This window comes from Pauljensenia hongkongensis (assembly GCF_001746855.1).
Taxonomy (GTDB): domain Bacteria; phylum Actinomycetota; class Actinomycetes; order Actinomycetales; family Actinomycetaceae; genus Pauljensenia; species Pauljensenia hongkongensis.
This window is the reverse complement of sequence record NZ_CP017298.1, coordinates 1,863,028-1,865,613: the sequence shown is the minus strand read 5'-3', so window position 1 is coordinate 1,865,613 and position 2,586 is coordinate 1,863,028. Positions and strand designations below refer to the sequence as shown.

The following is a 2,586-nucleotide window of genomic DNA, read 5'->3' as shown; positions in this document are numbered from 1 at the left end:
ACGAGATCACCACCCAGGAGTACGTGGCGGCGCTGGGCGTGGACAAGGAGGCCGCGGCCGGCTACACCGGGGCGGGGGTGGGCATCGCGGTGATCGACGGGCCCGCCGACACCACCGTGCCCGAACTGGCCGGGGCCGACATCACCGTCAAACCCATGTGCGACTTCACCGCCAGCCCCGACGGCCGAACCCACGCCACCACAGTCGTGTCCATCCTGGCCGCCCGCGGCTACGGCGTGGCCCGCGGAGCCCGCATCACCAACTACGTAGTCCCAGCACCAGACGACACCAACAAAAGCGCCTGCTCCGGTATCGACACGGATGATGGGATCAACGCGGCGGTGGCCGATGGCGCCCGCGTCATCTCCATCTCCCTCGGGGGGGGCAAGATCAGCGACGCCGAGCGCCAAGCGATCACCGCAGCCCTCGCCCGCGGGGTCGTGGTCGTGGTGGGCACGGGCAACGACGGCGCCCAGGACCCGCCTAACTTCTTCTCGTCTGTGAACGGGACCGTGGGGGTGGGGGCCTCCGACTCGGCCGGGCGCATCCAGCCCTACTCCAACTACGGGCGCGGCCTGGCCGTCATGGCCCCGGGCGACCGCATCACCGAACACGACTTCGCAACCGGGCAGACCATCGTTTCTAGTGGCACCTCATACGCCACCCCCATCGTGGCCGGCTTCGTGGCCGTCGCCATGCAGCGCTGGCCCCAGGCCACGGGCAACCAGATCGTCCAGTCCCTGATCGCCACCGCCACCACCGGCCCCACCGGACAGCCCCTCATCAGCCCCAAGGGCCTGGACACCACCGACCCCACCCAGTACCCCGACACCAACCCCCTCCTGGACAAGTTCCCCGGAACCCAGCCCACCGCCCAAACCGTCGCCGACTACGCCGACGGCCTCCTGGCCACCGACACAGTCTTCGACAACGACCCCGCATACACCTACAGGGGAACAGACCCCGCCACCATCCGCTCCCACCCCGACCGCACCGCCCTTGGCACCTCACCCCGATACCACCAGCCAAGCGGATCCGACTGACAACCCCACCTCACCGCAGCGCCGCGGCCCGCCTGGGCGGCACGCCCGGCATCCCCAGGCCCACGACCCGGCGCCCACCAGCGCCCCCGGCACCAGCACCAACCCCGGCCCCGGGGGCGTCCTCGAAGTCGATGCCCACCAGGTCCAGCACGCCGTCGTCGCCCCCCGACCCGTCCCTCCCCTGGACCGCCGTCGCCAGCATGAGCTTGATGCGGTTGAGCTGGTTGACCTCCGAAGCCCCCGGGTCGTAGTCGACTGCGACGATGTTCGACTCCGGGTAGCGGTTGCGCAGCGCCCGGAACATCCCCTTCCCCACGATGTGGTTCGGCAGGCACGCGAAGGGCTGGGCGCAGATGATGTTCGGGCACCCGTGCTCGATCATGTCGACCATCTCCGCCGTCAAGTACCAGCCCTCCCCCGCCTGGTTGCCCAGGCGCGCGATGTCCTGCGAGCGCGGGATCATCTCCCCGATCCTGCGGTGCGGCTCGAACTTGCCGCCCGTGGCCGCGAACGCCCTGCGCACGGGCGCCTCGTACCTCTCCAGCGCCCACAGCACCAGCGGCATGACGCGGCGCTGGCGGCCCCCGATCCCCAGGTTCGCCTGGTCCCACTCGGCTGTCGCCGACGAGTAGTGGAAGAACTGCATGAGGCCCGGCAGCTCCGCCTCGCACCCCTCCGCCTCGATGACATCGACCGCGTGGTTGTTCGCGTCGGGGTGGAACTTCACGAGGATCTCCCCCACCAGGCCGACACGGGGCTTGCGGGGGATGTCGCGCAGGGCCAGCGCGTCGAACTCGCGCACGCACGCCCTGATGAGGCCCGCGTAGGTGAGGCGGCGGGCACGCCCGCCCCCGAACTCCTGGGAGCGGCCATCCTCGATCCACTCCCGCACGATCCGGTCCCACCTCCTGTACAGCTCCATCGCCGAGCCCTGGACGGCCTCGTAGGGCCGCACCCGCAGCAGCATCGACTGGATGGCGTCGCCGATGACGAAGGCCTGGACCGCCTTGTGGATGTCCTTCAGGCCCAACTGGAACCCCGGGTTGTCCTCGAGCCCCTGCACGGACAGCGCGATCACCGGCACCTGCGGGTAGCCCGCGTCGCGCAGGGCCTTGCGCAGCAGCGCCGCGTAGTTCGTGGCCCGGCACATGCCGCCCGTCTGCGTGATGCCCACCGCCGTGCGGTCCGGGTCGGCGCGCCCCGAGATGAACTCCTCGACCAGCTGCCCGATGACCACGATCGCCGGGTAGCACGAGTCGTTGTTCACGTACTTCAGGCCCGTCTCCGTGCTCTGGCGGCTGGTGCGCTCCAGCACCCGCACCCTCAGGCCCGCGCGCGCCAGCAGCGGCGACAGGAAACGGAAGTGGATCGGCGACATCTGCGGGGCCAGGATCTCGTATCCCGCCTCGCGCATCTCCTTGGTGAAGGAGGCGCGCACCTCGATGTGGCCGGCCCTGGCCCCCGCCTGCTCCTCGCGGGCCGCCACCGACGCGGGGTCCTCGTGCAGCGCCGTGTCGACCGCCGCCGACACCAGGGGAGCCGA

Annotated in this window: 1 protein-coding gene and 1 pseudogene; one reads left to right on the top strand and one right to left on the bottom strand. The window is 70.7% G+C overall.

Annotation, left to right across the window (positions count from 1 at the left end):
- Nucleotides 1–1,043, top strand: a 1,043-nt coding sequence (locus BH719_RS10310; RefSeq protein WP_009744272.1) for a S8 family peptidase, incomplete at its 5' end; no start/stop codon positions are given.
- Nucleotides 1,044–1,053: 10 nt separating this feature from the next.
- On the opposite strand, the pseudogene BH719_RS07740 reads toward BH719_RS10310, so the two are convergent.
- A pseudogene (locus tag BH719_RS07740) lies at nt 1,054–2,586 on the bottom strand (2-hydroxyacyl-CoA dehydratase); the annotation flags it as partial.